This window comes from Cognatazoarcus halotolerans, assembly GCF_009800965.1.
Classification (GTDB): Bacteria; Pseudomonadota; Gammaproteobacteria; order Burkholderiales; family Rhodocyclaceae; genus Cognatazoarcus; species Cognatazoarcus halotolerans.
Genome location: NZ_WUAF01000028.1, coordinates 1 through 15834 on the forward strand (window position 1 = coordinate 1; position 15834 = coordinate 15834).

Genomic DNA, 15834 nt, shown 5'->3' on the forward strand with positions numbered 1-15834 from the left:
GCTTGTCAATACATCCAGCGAATTATTTTTAACAACCCGCCGCATCCATCAACCCCTCATCGCCCCGCAAAACCCCGCCAAGCAACGAGAGCGGCGAATTATACACACCAAATCTAGACCGTCAACACAAAAGAAAAATCGAACCTCAGTCGTCACCGAAGACCGCTCCACCCCCCGTGTAATTCTCGAAGCGGGTGCTCTCCCCAATGAAGGTCATCCGAATCGAGCCCGTCGGACCGTTCCGGTGCTTGCCGATAATCAGCTCAGCAGTCCCTTTGTCAGGGGAATCCGGGTTATAGATTTCATCGCGATAGATAAACATGATGATATCGGCATCCTGCTCAATTGCGCCGGATTCGCGTAGATCAGACATGACCGGACGCTTGTTGGGACGCTGCTCAAGACTCCGATTCAACTGCGACAAAGCCATGATCGGAACATGAAGTTCCTTGGCAAGCGACTTCACGGAACGAGAGATCTCGGAAAGCTCTGCGGCGCGATTGTCGCTTTGCTTCAGAGAAGTCATAAGTTGAAGATAGTCGATGACGATCAACCCAAGCTTGCCGCACTGTCGATACAGGCGACGCGCCCTCGCCCTGAGATCGGTCGGATTCAACCCGGGCGTCTCATCTATATGGATCGGCGCATCGTGCAGCTTGCCCAGTGCATACGTTAGCCTTTGCCACTCGTCATCACTTAGCTGGCCAGTCCTGATTCGATGCTGATCCAGCCGACCAACTGAAGCAAGAAAGCGCATCGCCAACTGCGTGCCGGGCATCTCCATCGAGAAAATGGCGACAGGAAGATGTGCCTCGACCGCCACATGTTCGGCGATATTGAGCGCCAGCGTAGTCTTCCCCATCCCCGGCCTACCTGCGACGATGATCATGTCGGTGGGTTGCAATCCCGACGTTTTCGCATCCAGATCAACCAACCCGGTAGGGATGCCGGTTATCTGCGACGGGTTGTCTCTGTCGTACAGCTCCTGAATGCGATCGACAACCTGACCAAGAATAGGCTGAATCGGGACAAATCCACCGGTGTTTCGCGCCCCGGCTTCGGCGATCTCGAACACCTTTGCTTCCGCTTCATCGAGGAGCGTCTTGGCATCCTTCCCTGAAGGCGTCAGAGCACTCGAAGCGATATCGTCACCCACAGACACAAGCTTTCGCAGAATTGCCCTCTCGCGAACAATCTCCGCATAGCGGCGGATGTTTGCCGCAGATGGAGTACTGTTTGCGATCTCGCCGAGATATGCCAGGCCGCCAGCCTGTTCCGCTTCTCCGTTCTTCTCCAGGGACTCGAAAACCGTCACCACATCGGCCGGCTTCCCGAGCTCGATCAATTTCGAGATGTGCTGAAACACTCGACGATGATCGTCACGATAAAAGTCCACTTCGGAGATCAGATCTGCAACTCGATCCCATACGGTATTGTCCAGCAGCAGACCACCGATAAGCGACTGCTCCGCCTCGATCGAATGAGGAGGAAGCTTCAATGCGGCAAGCTGGGGATCGGTCGATGGACCTGCCGGGCGGCGACTCGTAGACATAAGATTGAGATCTTCGGATTTCGATATTGCGTGACACAAAACAAAAAGGCTGCCAATTGGCAGCCCTTCTTGCAACAGCTATTCGAGCTTACTGCTCGCCGAGGACCGAGACAGTGATCTCGACAACCACGTCCGAATGCAGGGCCACCCGCACCACAGCATCCCCAACAGCCTTGATCGGGCCTTCCGGCATGCGCACTTGCGCCTTGTCGATACTGAAACCCTGAGCCTCGAGCGCCTCAGCAACGTCGGCATTCGAGACCGAACCAAAAAGACGGCCATCCATGCCAGCTTTTCGGGTGATCTGCACCATCAAGCCTTCGAGCTTGCCGCCCAGTTCCTGGGCAGCGGCGAGCTTCTCAGCCTGAATCCGCTCCAGCTCCACACGGCGTGCTTCGAATTCGGCCATGTTCGCGCTTGTTGCACGTTTGGCCATTCCCTGAGGAATCAGGTAATTGCGAGCGTAGCCGTCCTTTACCTTGACGACGTCACCAAGCCCACCGAGATTCGCGACTTTATCGAGAAGAATGATTTGCATGACTCAGCCCTCTCTCACAGATGCAGATCAGTGTATGGCATCAGGGCCAGGAAACGAGCACGCTTGATAGCGGTCGTCAATTGGCGCTGATAGCCAGCCTTGGTGCCGGTGATACGTGCCGGCATGATCTTGGCGTTTTCAGTAACGAAGTCCTTGAGCAGATCGACGTCCTTGTAATCGATTTCCTCGATCTTCTCGGCGGTAAAGCGGCAAAACTTGCGGCGCTTGAAGAGGCCACCACGGCCACCACGATCTTCACGACGTTTCGGTTTGAAAGCCATTTTCGTTTCCTTCCAAAATACTCAATGTTTGTATATGCAGCACCAGGGAGCGGCTTCGCTTGTTTCTGGCTGCAACAAATCCTCTTACCAGCACATTACGCCCGGGCTCCACGAGCTCCAGCAATTTCGCCGAATCGCCAACTGCAACGACCGACATCTCGCACTGGACCTCGCGCTCGAGACCTGATTCCAACTGTCGCGAAGTGTGTTGCAATGTTCCTGCAACTACCGGCACCCCACCGGGGGTTAGCCGTCGCGGTTGAAGCTCAACAATCTGCCCGGACAGCGCAAGCTGATTCTGCCCTTCCAAGCGGGCTTTCAGGCGGCAGACGGCTCGGCGTCGGCCTTGTCATCGTCGGTGCTGGCAGGCGTGAGCGACTTGGCCTTTTCTTCCTTCATCATCGGCGACGGAGCGGACACAGCCTTCTTCATCTTGACCGTGAGGTGACGCAGCACGGCATCATTGAACTTAAAGGCATGCTCGAGCTCACCGAGCGTCTCACCGTCACATTCGATATTCATCAGAACGTAATGTGCCTTATGAATTTTCTGGATCGGGTAGGCAAGCTGCCTGCGGCCCCAGTCTTCGAGACGATGGACCTGCCCTTCACGTGAGGTGACGAGCGATTTGTAGCGATCGATCATGGCCGGGACCTGTTCGGACTGGTCCGGATGAACGATGAATACGATTTCGTAATGGCGCATGTAAACCCCTTCTGGATTTTGTGTTACACGAAAAGCCCCCCGGCATGCGTTTCCGGTGGGGCAAGGAAAGCCGAGCAGTTTAATTCAAAACAGGGATCACACGCAATCGGGACTGTGCCGCGTATGCGGCACCCGATGATGCACGGAGACTCATCAGCCCCTGGCGGGCACCATGATATCGGCTTCGCCCTCAAGTACGACCTTGCCGGCCACGGTACACACCGTGTCGAACTTCGCTTTGCGCTTCTCCGGGTTAAGCTCTTTCACCGTGACTTTCGCGACGACGGTGTCGCCAACCTTGACGGGTGCCTTGAACTTGAGCGTTTGCGAAAGATATATGCAACCCGGCCCGGGGAGCTTCGTCCCAAACACCGTGGAGATGTAGCTGGCGGAGAGCATGCCGTGGGCGATGCGCCCCTTGAACATGGACGCGCCGGCAAGCTCGTCGTTGAGGTGAACAGGGTTTGTATCGCCGGAAACGCCCGCGAACAGAAGAATGTCGGCATCGGTCACGGTGTGCCCATAGGCGGCCGACATACCCAGTTGAAGATCTTCAAAGGCATATCCGTAAAATTCGTCGAAGTTCTGGTTTTCAGTTGTCATTGCATCTGCTCCGAAGGGATTTGGTGGGCAACTGGAACACTGCCACATCTCATTGCGGCGAAGCGGATCTTCTCATGGCAAGCACCCGCTGCGGCGCAGCATACAGGATACATCGGCTTGGACGGGGCCGGTACCCTGGCAATCAGAAACGCCCATGCCTTCATCTGACGTCACCTTACGCGGCAGCGTCGCCTTCGAGGGGCGCCCTGATCTCAAAGACGCCGCAGATCGAAGCAGTATTCGCCATATGCCCGAGAGGGCGCCTCCCGCGGCTCTGGAAGATCTGCTACCGCGAGTGCTTCGACCACCACCCGTTCCGCTCTCCGACGACGCGCTTCCTCACGATCCCTGGGCAATCCTTCATACGCTTCTCCGCGTGGATGCCAGTTGAACAGTGTCAGTCGCAATGCCTCGGCCGCCCCGAGCGTCAGCACCAGTTCGATGCGGTCCATCGCCGGCAGTTGGGGATGCAGGCCGTGCAGCGGAACGAAGCTGCGATAGCGGATACCGGCGAGGCCTAAGGTCGCTGGTCCATCAGCCTCAACTCGCAATGGCACCTTGCAATCGTTGACCCGCAGAACCAGGCCTTCCAACTGCGACGCATCGTGCGCGCAGATACGCAGCTCGATACGCTGGGTACTCGCATCCACGAGTCTCGAGTCTGACGGTTGCTGGGTGGTGACATCACCGATCAACGGCCAGAACTCCTGTGCAGTCAGGACGCGGACCCTCAACCCCGCCCAATCGAGGCTGCGTAGCTCGCGCCTCGAATCGTCCAGCAAAAGCGTCTCGATATGCTCGCCCAGGGCCAGTCCGTGACGATCGAGGTCGGCGAAGACCTCACGCAGGTCGTGCGCGAGATACCATGGCAGCGCAAACTGATCGTGAAGCCGGCTTCCCCAGTCGACCAAAGGTTCGTCAAACGGATGACAAGCGAGACGAGCCACCACGGATCGGAGCAATGCCGCTTCAGCCGACAAAGTCTCAGCGTCCTGGGCCATCCGGAATGCACGAAATTCGACCAGCCCGGCCAGGCCTCTGGCGCCCAAATACGGATTCCACAGCTTTTCGATGTTAAGTTCGCTGCGGTGACTGTTTCCCGCCGAATCGGCCAGAAACGGCGCCAGACTGGCCCAGATGAACTCAGGCGTGGGAGATTCGCGCCGCTCGATCTGTTCGATGGCCACTTCAAGCTCGGCCCGGCGCTCCTGTGGCCCTTCGTCGGCGCGCGGCGCCTGGCTACCGCTGCCGATCGAATCTGGCGCCTGCCAGTATGAAAGTGCGGGATGCCGGTTGAAGTAGCGCACCAGACGCGGCAGCAGATGTGGCGTCAGGAAAAACGGGCTCTGCTGTGCCGTTGGACCGCCCAACGTCAGCTGCCCTCCTCCGCCGGAATCGGCCTCACCGCCGTTATAGTGCAGCCGATAGGGGTACAGACCCAGATTGTCGGCCGCCGCGAAGAGCGCGGCATTGACCCGATAGAACTCTTGCAGGCTGGTGGCAGGCGCGAGATTGGCCTCGATCACCGCCGGATCCGGCGTCAGACTGGTCCACTGCAGGCGACCATCCACTGGTGGCGGATGACCGCGAAGTACCAGTCCCGTCAGACCCGCCGCACTCGCCGCCCTACCAATCACGCCCAGCAGCTCACAGAATCGGTCGTGCTCGAACACGGCTGGCAATTCGATGGCTGGCCATCCGCCCTGATCCTCGGGAAGTGCATCGAGCAGCAGCAACAGGATACCGGCCTCGGCAAGCTCATCGCGCAGCCCCTCTGGCGGTATCGGTCCGGCGTGCAGCGACGGGCGCCCCAGCAATTGATCGGAAAGACTGTCGGGCGCAGCGCCTCCTCCTTCGATGCGGATCAACAAGCGCAGCTCGCCGCTACATGCCAGCGCGCAGCTCTCGGCAGCCCAGCCACGACCACGGGCACCCTCAATGAGGCAGCGACGCAGTGTCTCGAGCTCGAACCGGGGGCACGGCGCCTCGACGATCAGCGGGTCCGGCGGCCCCTCCCAGATGGGGCAGCCATCGCGACGCGCAAGCACACCGAAGCTCCAGCGTGCGCGCGCCTCTCCGGGATACTGCCGGCCAAGCGTCCGGAGGAACGCGCAGCCCGGAAGGGCTCTGGAAAAATCCCGCAGGAGTTCGCCGGCACGCCTTTCCTTCTCGCCACCGAGCGCCATGTGAAGCCATTCGGCAGACTCGGCATGGCGGTCCGTAAAGGTGGGTTCGGCACCGACCCAGATCTCGGTGCCCAACGCTTCGATTCGGGCGTCCAGCTCGCGCAGTGCCGCGAGCGTATCGCGATCCGGCCCCTGGTACGATTCATTCATCAGGCTGATTCCTGGTGCGCCTGCGCGCCGTCAACAAACAATGAACAATGCAAATGGCCGCGCCCCTGGCGGCCAGCCGGTACAGACAAACGACGATTCCGCAACTGTCATTCAATATCCATGCCAAGGGATCACGTCAAACTGCCCGCATCCGTACGCACCGAAACAAAGCTCGGCAAGTTCCCGCGGGCCACATTCGAGTGCGCACGAACCGGCGACGCACCACAATGAGGCGTTGGATCGCTCCCGACAAGGTCGATATGGGGGGCGCCTTCCGTTCTGTCTGGCAAAGGCAGATCGACCGATCCGCCAGCAGTATCGGTTGTTCCATATCGATTGCGTGATCCGGGCAGGACGCCGCGCCGATGCTCACTATGAAGCCCGGTACCCGCCTTTCAATGAATGCCGTTCTCGAGGACATGTCGGCACTCACGACTGTCCCCTCCCCCATCGAAGGCAAAGACCATCCCTCGAGGGCTTCCCGTACGGATTACCGATCCGCGTTCCCCCATCGCCTCAACCTTGCGCCGAAGGATCGGCCACGCTGTCCAGGCCGCCTTCGCCGATCAACCCCGAGGCCCTGAGCACCCGACGCTCTACCGCCATGCGCTCGACAGCTACCCCGCCCGGATTGGCCAGCGTGAACCAGCGGCGCGCGCGGGTGATACCGGTATAAAGGAGTTCGCGGGTAAGGATCGGACTGGGCGTTTCGGGCATGACCATGGCCGCGTGGTCGAACTCGGAGCCCTGAGACTTGTGCACCGTCAGCGCAAATACCGTCTCGATCGCCTGCAGACGGCTCGGCAAGACCCAGCGAATGCCCTCGCCACCACCGTCGGCAGGAAACACGACTCGCAAAATCGGCTCCGCGTCTCGCCCGCCTGGCACGGCGAGGGTGATGCCGATGTCGCCGTTCATCAGGCCCAGCCCGTAGTCGTTGCGCGTCACCAGTACCGGCCGACCGGGATACCAATCCCTCGTCGGCTCGATCAGGCCCTCGGCGGCAAGCGCTGCGGCGATCCGTTGATTGAGTCCTTCCACACCCCACGGGCCACTCCGCAGCGCGCACAATACCTGGAAGGCGCCGTGCGCTGCCAGCACGTCGCGCGCCCATGCGTCCAGGTCCGCGGCGTCGGCATTGCCAGACGGGCATCCGCGTTTCACGACATCGAGGTAATGGCGGTATCCCTTGCGATCCGCCAAGGAATCTCCTCCGCGCCCGCCATCGACCACCAGTGAGTGGAAGGCAGGATCGTCGATTCCCCGCAAGGACAGGAACGCCAGATCGCCATGGCGGTCCGCGCGGAATTGCACCAGGGCACCGGCATCACCCCTGTTGACCGCTTCCGCAAGACGCCCGATGCCGCTCTCGGCCCCGAAGCGATGACTGTGACGCAGCATCGCGACAACCTGATCCAGCGCGGTCCCATCCTCATCCAGCAGATCTTCGTCAATCTGCTCGCCAGTGGCGCTTCCGAGCCAGTCGCGGGTCCGTGACGTGAAATGACCGCCTACGGCCCGTCGGCACAACTCGCCGAGCACCGCGCCGGCCTCGACCGAGGCGAGCTGGTCCTTGTCGCCGAGGAGAATCAGCCGAGCACCCGCAGGCAAGGCCGCCAGCACCGCCGCCATCATCTCGAGGTCGATCATCGACGCCTCGTCGATCACCAGCACGTCGAGCATCAGGGGCGCCTGCGCATCGTGTCGGAAGCGCCGACTATCCGGGCGGCTGCCGAGCAGGCGGTGCACGGTGCCGACCGACGTTGGAATTGCGGCACGTATCGCTTCGCCATCGCCCAGGCCGTCGAGCCCAAGCCCACCCACTGCACCGGAGATCGACGCCCCGAGACGCGCCGCCGCCTTGCCGGTCGGCGCCGCCAGGCGGATACGCAGCGGACGCCCGCCGTCACGCATCGTCAGCGCCTGCAAGAGCGCCAGCAACTTCACCACGGTGGTGGTCTTGCCGGTACCGGGCCCTCCGGTGAGGATTGCAAAGCGGTTGCGCGCCGCCAAGGCACAGGCAAGCTTCTGCCAGTCGGTCGCCGCCACGCCCGTGGCCGGAAACAGGACATCCAGTGGCGCGCGCAGCGCCTGTGCCGACACCTCTCCGTCGTTGCTCGCCCCCAGACGGGCGGCGATACCCGATCGGACAGCCTGCTCGTGTCGCCAGTAGCGCCGCAGGTAAAGTCTGTCGCCGGCGAGTACCAGCGGGACGTCGCCTTCACCCGTGCCGACCAATTCGGGGCAATCGAGCGCTGCGCGCCATGCCTCGATGGTCAGGCCTGCCAGCACCCTGCCCGGCAGATCGGCTGCAATTTCCTCACCGGTATCGCCCTCGGGGGGCAGCGACAGCACGAAGCTCGGGTCGGCCAGCGTCGCCGCCAGATCGAGACAGACATGGCCACGCCCGAGCTGGTGGCTCGCAAAGGCGGCGGCAAGGATCAGCCAGGGATCGGCCTCAGGCACTTCGCGCCACAGGAAACCGGCAAATGCCGCGTCGAGACTGCGCAACCACCCGCGCGCCGCCCAACGCGCGATCAGCGCCTCTACGGCCGCTCGCTGCCCCACACCGGCCGAGCCCCCCGCCGTGCCCGCGAGACAAGGCATCATGTGCTCTCTCCAATCAGCGGCACCCGCGCGAAGAGGTGATCCAGCGCTTCGATCATGGCCTTGGGCGGACGTTCGAAATGCATCCCCTGGCTCTGCGCACAGCTGCCGCGCAGGAAGAGATAGACCGCGCCACCGACGTGACGCTCGTAGTCGTAGTCGGGCAGGCGCGCCTTGAGCAAGCGGTGCAACGCGAGCAGGTAGAGTGAATACTGCAGCTCGTAACGCGCCGCCAGCACCGCGCTGCGCATGGCTTCCGCGGTATAGGCCGAATCATCCGGGCCAAGCCAGTTCGACTTGTAGTCCACCACGTAATAGCGGCCATCGTGCTCGAACGACAGGTCGATGAAACCCTTGAGCATCCCGCTCAGCCGGTCCTGCGCCAGCGGCGGACGCGGCCCGCCGTCGAGCGTATCGCTGCTCACCAGTCGGTCCAGCACCGTCGTATCCACCTCGCCGGCCGCAATCCAGAACTCCAGCTCCGCCACAGCACCGGCCAACCCCGCCAGGGCAAAGCGGGTATTGCCGTCCGGCAGGACGAAATCCCGTGTAATGAAATCCGCCATCCACTCGACCAGCGAATCAATCCAGGCATCCCAGCCACGCCGCGCACAGCGCCGCGCAATCGTGTCACGCAGCCAGTCCGGGTGAGCGGCAAGCGTGGCGAAGCCGGTATCCGCAGCCCATTCCAGCAGATCGTGGAGGAAGGTACCGACCTCGGCCCCGCGCGGGAAAGCGTGCAGACCAATGGAGGCCGCTCCCGGTGCGGATGGCGGCTGTCGCAGGATCTCGCGAAACACATCCTCACGCGCGCTGTCCGCCACCGCACTGCTCCCCTGCGGCTCGGCGGTGGCGAGCGCCGAGTAGCTGGCGATCCACCAGTGCTCGCGCACCGCGCGCCGGGGCAGGCGCGCGGATCCGTGCGCACCCGCAAGGGCATGCGGCGCGAACGCGGCATCGGTCGGCAAGGGCGGCTCGCCGCCGACGATGATCTCGTCACCGTGCAGCAGAGCCGCCACGCAGTCGGCCAGTCCGGCCGGTGCGATCTGCGCCCCGCCCGCCAGCAGATAGCCCGGCGCGCTCGCTGCCAGCATCTTGAGCGGTGCCAACCCGACCCAGGTGGCATGACGCGCGCGGGTCAGCGCAACGTAGAACTTGCGCAGGTCTTCGCCCAGGCGTTCGCGGTCGGCACGCGCCAGCTGCATCGCATCCGCTTCGAGCAGAATCTCGCGGCGGCCATCCGCATGGTGCAGCACGATCGGGCAATCGCCGGACTCCACCGGCCGGAAGGTCGCGGCGAAGGGCAGGAACACCAAGGGGTACTCGAGCCCCTTCGATTTATGAACGGTGACCACCTGCACCAGGTCGGCGTCGCTCTCCAGCCGGATCTGGCGCGCGTCGCCCGTGCCGCCGGCGGGGTCGGCGCGCTGTTCCGCCAGATAGCGGATCAGCGCGTGCTCGCCGTCGAGCTGCGCCGCCGCCTGCTGGAGCAGTTCAGCGAGGTGAAGCAGGTCGGTCAGCAAGCGCTCGCCGCCACGTTGTCCGGTGACCGAGAGCAGGCGCGCCGGCAGACCGAAGTCGTGCATCAGATGGCGCAGCATCGGCAAGACGCCCTGCCTGCGCCAAATGTCGCGATAGGCGCGAAACTGCAGCACCCGCGCCTCCCAGGCAAGCTCGTCGCGGTTGAGTGCCTCCAGCTCGGCCAAGCCAAGTCCGAGCAGACCGGTGGCAAGCGCGGCACGCAGCAGGCGAGGATCGTCAGGCTCGGCGCAGGCCGCAAGCCAATACTCGAGCGCTTCCGCCGGCACCGTCTCGAACACCGAATCGCGGTCCGACAGGTACACGCTGCGCACGCCACGCATCGCCAGCGCCTCGCGAATCGCATCGGCCTCGGTCCGGTTGGCTACCAGCACCGCCAGATCCTTCGGCCGCAATCGCGCGTAGTTGCCATCGGAGGCCACGAAACCCGCGCTGCCGAGCTCGCCGGCATTGAGCAGGCGCACCATCTCGCTCGCGCACGCCGCCGCCATGTCGGCGAGATACGCGCCCTTCGAAAGTGGCTTGTCGCCCGATGCGGCCAGGTGCCACATCGTTAGCGCCGGCTGCGCCGCACCGCCCACCACCAGCGTCTCGCGACAGCCTTCGGCCTCGGCTTCGATGAACGGCACCGGGTTGTCGCCGCCGTGACGGAACAGAAAGGCTCCCTCGCCCGTCTCGCGCTCCTCGGCGAGGCCGAACAGACGATTCACCGCCGCCACCATCGCGTGGCTTGAGCGGTAATTACGTCTGAGGGTATATAACCGCCCGGCACAGTCGCGGCGCGCAGCCAGATAAGTATGGATGTCCGCGCCGCGAAAGGCATAGATCGCCTGCTTGGGATCACCGATCAGCACCAGTGCGGTATCGGCACGGCTATCACGCACCCGATAGACCGCGTCGAAAATACGGTATTGCACCGGGTCGGTGTCCTGGAACTCGTCGATCAGCGCCACCGGGAACTGCGCGCGGATACGTGCGGCAAGCCGCTCGCCGCCCGGCCCGGCGAGCACCGCATCGAGCCGCGTGAGCAGGTCGTCGAAGCCCATCTCGGCGCGGCGCCGGGTCTCCTGCTCGAAGCGATCGGCGACCCAGCGGGCGGCATGGCAAACGAGTTCGAGACGGCAGTCCGGCAGCGCGGCGAGCGCATCGGCAAGCGCAGCCAGCACCGGTACGACCGGGTGCGCCGGCGGTGCCCCCTTGAACCCCTCCTGCAAGCCCTGCGCGCTGAAGCGCGTCCACGCCGCATCGCTCAGCGCGGGCTTGATCTGCGCGGGATCTCCCGCCCATGTTCGCAGCGCCGCAAACCACGGCTTGTAATAGCGCGCCTGAATCTTGCGCCCGTCGACCTGCTTCGCCGCCACCGCCTCGTCGAAGAGCGTATCCAGCTCGTCGGCCCACAGATCCCAGCCAGCCTTCAGCGCGGCAAGTCGCTCACCCCGCTCTTCCAGCGTGGCCGCCAGCAGGTTTGCCGGCTCGCCCGTCGGCTCAAGCGCCCCGGCGTGCGCGACGAGCTTGCCGATCGCGCCCTGCAGCGTGTCCGGGCCGCTCCACCACTTCGACACCTCGCCGGCCGCGGCTTCCGGCAAGCCGGCGTAGAAGGTGCGCCAGTAGTCGCGTACCACCTCGGCGAGCAGTTCGCCCTGGTCGGTCTCGAGTTTCTGCGAAAACAGGCTGGCGCTGTCGAAGGCGTGCTCGCGCAGCATGCGGTTGCACCACCCGTGGATGGTGGACACCGCCGCTTCGTCCATCCACTCGGCGGCAAGCTGCAGCTTGCGCGCGCAGCCCGGCCAGGCCTCGGGCGGATAGCCCATCAACAGCGCCTGCAGGAATTCGTCGCGGGCCCGCGGCGTCGCCGGGTTCTGCTGGAAAGCCTCGGCCGCCTCGGCGAGACGCCGCCGGATGCGGTCGCGCAGCTCCTTGGTGGCGGCCTCGGTAAAGGTAACCACCAGTATTTCCGGCGGCACCAGCGGCCGTTCGAAGGCCGCCTCGCCACCGTGGCCGAGCACCAGCCGCACGTACAGCGCCGCGATGGTGAAGGTCTTCCCGGTGCCGGCGCTGGCCTCGATCAGGCGGCTGCCGCGGAGCGGGAAGGCAAGCGGATCGAGGCCGACCACCGGGCGCTGCGCCTGTCCGGTCATTGCGCGTCCTCCTTCGCCGCATGCATGGCCTCGTGGAGCGGACCGAAGATGCGCTCCACGAGGCGCGCGAATTCGCCGCTCGACGCCAAGGCAGCGTAGTCCGGCCAGGTGCGGCGCAGGTAGGCGCTGCGGTCGCGTTCGCCGATCACGTTGAAGCCCCCTTCGTAGGCGACCTGCGCTTCGCTGTCGCCGCGGCGCAGCCATGCGAAGGCGGTGCGAGTGGCGAGCGGCAGCGGCCGGCACATGCCATCCAGCCACGTGACGACGATCTCCCCGAGCAGCACGCGCGCATCCTCGGTGGCAAGCGGCGCCAGTCGTACCGCACCCTTCTTGCTGAGCACCGTGCTGGTGACCGGGCCGGCAACGCACTGCCAGGCGAGGTGGCGCAGCCAGTAGCCGGTGAGCTTTTCGCCGCGGTAGCTGCCCTTGCCGTCGATGATCGCGCTCGGCTCGATCTCGATGATGCCGCGCGTACCGCCGTCGCTGCTCAGGCGCAAGCCGCCAAGCCAGTCAACCAGCTCCAGGTGGCCGCGCCCGGTCTCGAACACAAGCCGCAGTTCGGTCTCTTCCTCGCAAGCCCGCGGCCACTGCGCTCGCGCGCCGCAATATTCCTCGAAGAGCGCATCCAGCGGCTCGACCAACGCTGCCGCCGCCTGCCCGCCAAACGCCCCTTCGGCCAGCTCGCCGCGGCCGCGGATCTTCCCGAGCGCCCCCTCCCGCGCGGCGACGCCGTCCTCCCCGCGATCCACCGCCGCACGCTCGGCGCGGATCAGCTCATGCTGCAACTGCCAGGTCTGCAAGGCATCGAGTGCGAAAGGCTCGACATCCTCGCTCACCGCACTGTCGCGCTCGAATGCCACCTTGAGCCGCTGCCGGAAGAATGCCCTCACCGGGTCGCTCAGGAAATCGGCCAGTTCGCCGAGCGTGAGCGGCTCGTCCCTTTCCGGCGCCGACAAGGGTTCGTCCGCGACTGCTGCGGCCGCGTCGGCAAGCCATTCACGCGCATAGCTGAACAGCGGCGTATCGCTGCCGGGCGGCGGAAAATACGCACTACTGAAGGGCTGCAGCGGATGCGAGACGGTCAGCGCCTCGGGCAGGCTGCCGCCCCCCGCGCATTGCCAGCCTGCGGCAAGATGGTCGCGCAACTGGCCGACCAACACCGAGGGCGGGCGCTCGGAGTTGTCGTGGATGCTGTGGCCCACCCACGAGATGTACAGGCGCTCACGGGCCGACAGCAGCGCCTCGAGGAAGAGATAGCGATCATCCTCGCGCCGCGAGCGGTCGCCGGGGCGATAGTCGCCCCCCATCAGGTCGAAATCCAGCGGCGGCCGGCTGCGCGGGTAATCACCGTCGTTCATGCCCAACAGGCAGACGATCCGGAAGGGGATCGCGCGCATCGGCATCAGCGTCGCGAAGGTAACCGCGCCGGCAAAGAAGCGCTGCGACAGGCCGCCGCCATCGAGCGTGGCGAGCCACTGCTCCGACACCACCGAGAGCGGTAGGGCTTCGTCGAGCCCGACCTCGGCGCAGGCATCAAGCCAGCTCTCGATTGCGGACTCGAGCCGCGACACGGTGTAGGCATCGCCACTCGCGTCCGGCACGAACCAGTCGGCCAGCAAGGCACGCAGGCGCACGCCCCACTGCGCCGGCGGTGCCGGGCTGCGCAGGCGCTCCCAGGTGCGTTCGAGTCGCGCCAGCAGCTCGACCAAGGGCCCCAGCCGCGCAGCCTCGAGTCCGCCGATCTCCTCATACGGCTCGATCCCGCGCCAGGCTGGTGCATCCTGCCCCAGCGCGTAGCCGAGCAGCATGCGGCGCAGGCCGAACAGCCAGCTGTTCTGCGCAGCCGCCTCGCCCGCCGGCAAGCCGAGGCTGGCACGGTGCGCGCCGTCGAGCCCCCAGCGGATGTTGGCGCCACGGATCCAGCGATGCAGCAGCGGCAGGTCGACTTCCTCGATGCCGAAGCGCCGTCGCAGCGCGGGCACGTCGAGCAGGTCGAGCACATCGCTCACCGTCACCCGCGACTGCGGCAGGCCGAGCAGCGTCTCGAGCGCGCCCGCCAGCGGATCGAAACCGCGCGTGCCCTGGTCGGCGAGGCTGAAGGGGATGAAACGCGGGTCCTCCTTCGCCAGCAGGCCGAAGACCGCCTCGATGTGCGGCGCATAGGCATCGATGTCCGGCACCATCACGATCACGTCGCGCGGGCGCAGGCTGTCGTCGGCATTGAAGGCGGCGAGCAACTGGTCGTGCAGGATCTCCACCTCGCGCTGCGGGCCGTGCGCCACATGGAACCGCAGCGAGGCGTCCCGCGCCGGATCGACGACAGTGCCGCGCGCGCGGATCTCGGGCATCGGCACCAGATCGAGGATGTCCTGCTGCAGTTGCTCGAGCACTGTCGCGCCGGTCTTGTCGACGAACAGGTCGATCCGCTCGCCCAGCTCGCCGAGGCGCGCGGCATGGCCGGCCCGCGCCGCCGGGTCGTCGTGCTCGTCGAGCAGCGCAATATAGTCGCGCCCCTGCTTGCCCCAGGCGGCGAGCAGGGGATGGGCATGCAGGTGCAGCATGTCCTCCGACAACAACTCCGGCCGGCCTGCCTTGGGCGCCTGCCGGCGGTACCGATGGCGCAGCAGGTCGCGACCGGAAACGATGTCGGCCCAGAAATGGCGGCACGGGTTATGCACGCACATCAGCACCTGCGACCACTGCGCCAGCGCTGCCAGCACCTCCAGCGACTGGCGCGGCAACGAACTGATGCCGAACACCAGCACTCGCCGCGGCAGCCCTGCCGGCCGCGGCGCGTCCGCCAGCTCGGCGGCACGCGCCAGAAAGGCGCGGTGCACGCCGGCGCGCCCGCCCTCCAGGCGCGGCGCACCCACGCCGGCCGCCACGTCCTCACGCAGCCGCCGCCACAGCGCCGCCTGCCAGCGCTGGTCATCCGGCAGCGGACGTGGCGCGCCGCGCGCATCGATCAACACGTCCTCCCCCGCCGCCCAGGCGGCCAGCCAGTCGGCCCGATAGACCTGGTACTGGTCGAACAGATCCGCCAGCCGTCCGGCAAGCTGAAAGCGTTTGCGCAGATCGGCGTCATCGGCCAGGAAGCGCTCGAGCGGATGGAACACCGGCTCGGCCATCACCATCGGCAACAGCCTCATCAGCCGCCACACCAGACGCGATTCATCGAAGGGCGAGGTCTCGGGCACGGCATCGCGTCCCAGCACCGCGCGGTACACCTGCCACAGGAAGCGCGACGGCAACAGGAAGTCCAGCCCCGCCGCAATGCCGCAGCCGCCATCGGCCTCGTCCGCAGCCAGCGAGAGCTTGAGCCACTGGGCGATGCCATTGCTCTGCACCAGCACCGTCTCGGTCTCGAGCGGCGCGAACGGATAGTGCTTCATCCACCCGACCAGCAGATCGCGCAGCGATTCGGCCTGGTTACCGTGGACCGGCACCAGGCCGGGATGAAGTTCGGATGAGGACACGAGGGAAATGCCGTCTTGCAGAGCCAAGAGGATAACGTGTCGCTAGCCGTCGCACGGAA

At 64.9% G+C, this 15834-nt stretch carries 10 protein-coding genes; all 10 read right to left on the reverse strand.

The genetic code is table 11. From position 1 onward, the window contains the following. Positions 1-145: 145 nt before the first annotated feature. Complete coding sequence (dnaB, locus tag GQB03_RS21315; RefSeq protein WP_159693641.1) at positions 146-1552, reverse strand: replicative DNA helicase; 1407 nt, start codon at positions 1550-1552, stop codon at positions 146-148. 88 nt (positions 1553-1640) lie between these two features. Further along, positions 1641-2090, reverse strand: coding sequence for a 50S ribosomal protein L9 (gene rplI, locus GQB03_RS21320; RefSeq protein WP_159693599.1), 450 nt, complete (start codon positions 2088-2090; stop codon positions 1641-1643). Between the two features lie 14 nt (positions 2091-2104). Further along, on the reverse strand, positions 2105-2371 hold the full coding sequence (gene rpsR / locus GQB03_RS21325; protein WP_159693601.1) for a 30S ribosomal protein S18: 267 nt from the start codon (positions 2369-2371) through the stop codon (positions 2105-2107). Next, positions 2346-2681 (reverse strand): primosomal replication protein N, encoded by a 336-nt coding sequence (gene priB, locus GQB03_RS21330; protein WP_159693603.1) that lies wholly within the window; start codon positions 2679-2681, stop codon positions 2346-2348. Before priB ends, rpsR begins: the two co-directional genes overlap by 26 nt. Before the next feature lie 8 nt (positions 2682-2689). Beyond that, a complete protein-coding gene (rpsF, locus tag GQB03_RS21335) occupies positions 2690-3076 on the reverse strand; it encodes a 30S ribosomal protein S6 (protein WP_159693605.1) in 387 nt (128 codons plus the stop codon). Positions 3077-3229: 153 nt separating this feature from the next. Continuing rightward, the gene (locus GQB03_RS21340; RefSeq protein WP_159693607.1) at positions 3230-3679 is read right to left on the reverse strand and encodes a MaoC family dehydratase; all 450 of its coding nucleotides are present in this window, start codon (positions 3677-3679) and stop codon (positions 3230-3232) included. Positions 3680-3891: 212 nt separating this feature from the next. Continuing rightward, entirely contained in the window at positions 3892-6015 is a 2124-nt protein-coding gene (locus tag GQB03_RS21345; protein WP_159693609.1) for a transglutaminase family protein, read from the reverse strand. Between the two features lie 516 nt (positions 6016-6531). Then, positions 6532-8625 (reverse strand): exodeoxyribonuclease V subunit alpha, encoded by a 2094-nt coding sequence (gene recD / locus GQB03_RS21350; RefSeq protein ID WP_200832362.1) that lies wholly within the window; start codon positions 8623-8625, stop codon positions 6532-6534. After that, positions 8622-12299: an exodeoxyribonuclease V subunit beta gene (gene recB / locus GQB03_RS21355; protein WP_159693611.1), complete on the reverse strand. Its 3678-nt coding sequence runs from the start codon at positions 12297-12299 to the stop codon at positions 8622-8624. Before recB ends, recD begins: the two co-directional genes overlap by 4 nt. Further along, positions 12296-15775, reverse strand: a complete 3480-nt coding sequence (gene recC, locus GQB03_RS21360; RefSeq protein ID WP_235027171.1) for an exodeoxyribonuclease V subunit gamma — start codon at positions 15773-15775, stop codon at positions 12296-12298. The genes recB and recC overlap by 4 nt, the downstream gene beginning before the upstream one ends. Positions 15776-15834: the final 59 nt, after the last annotated feature.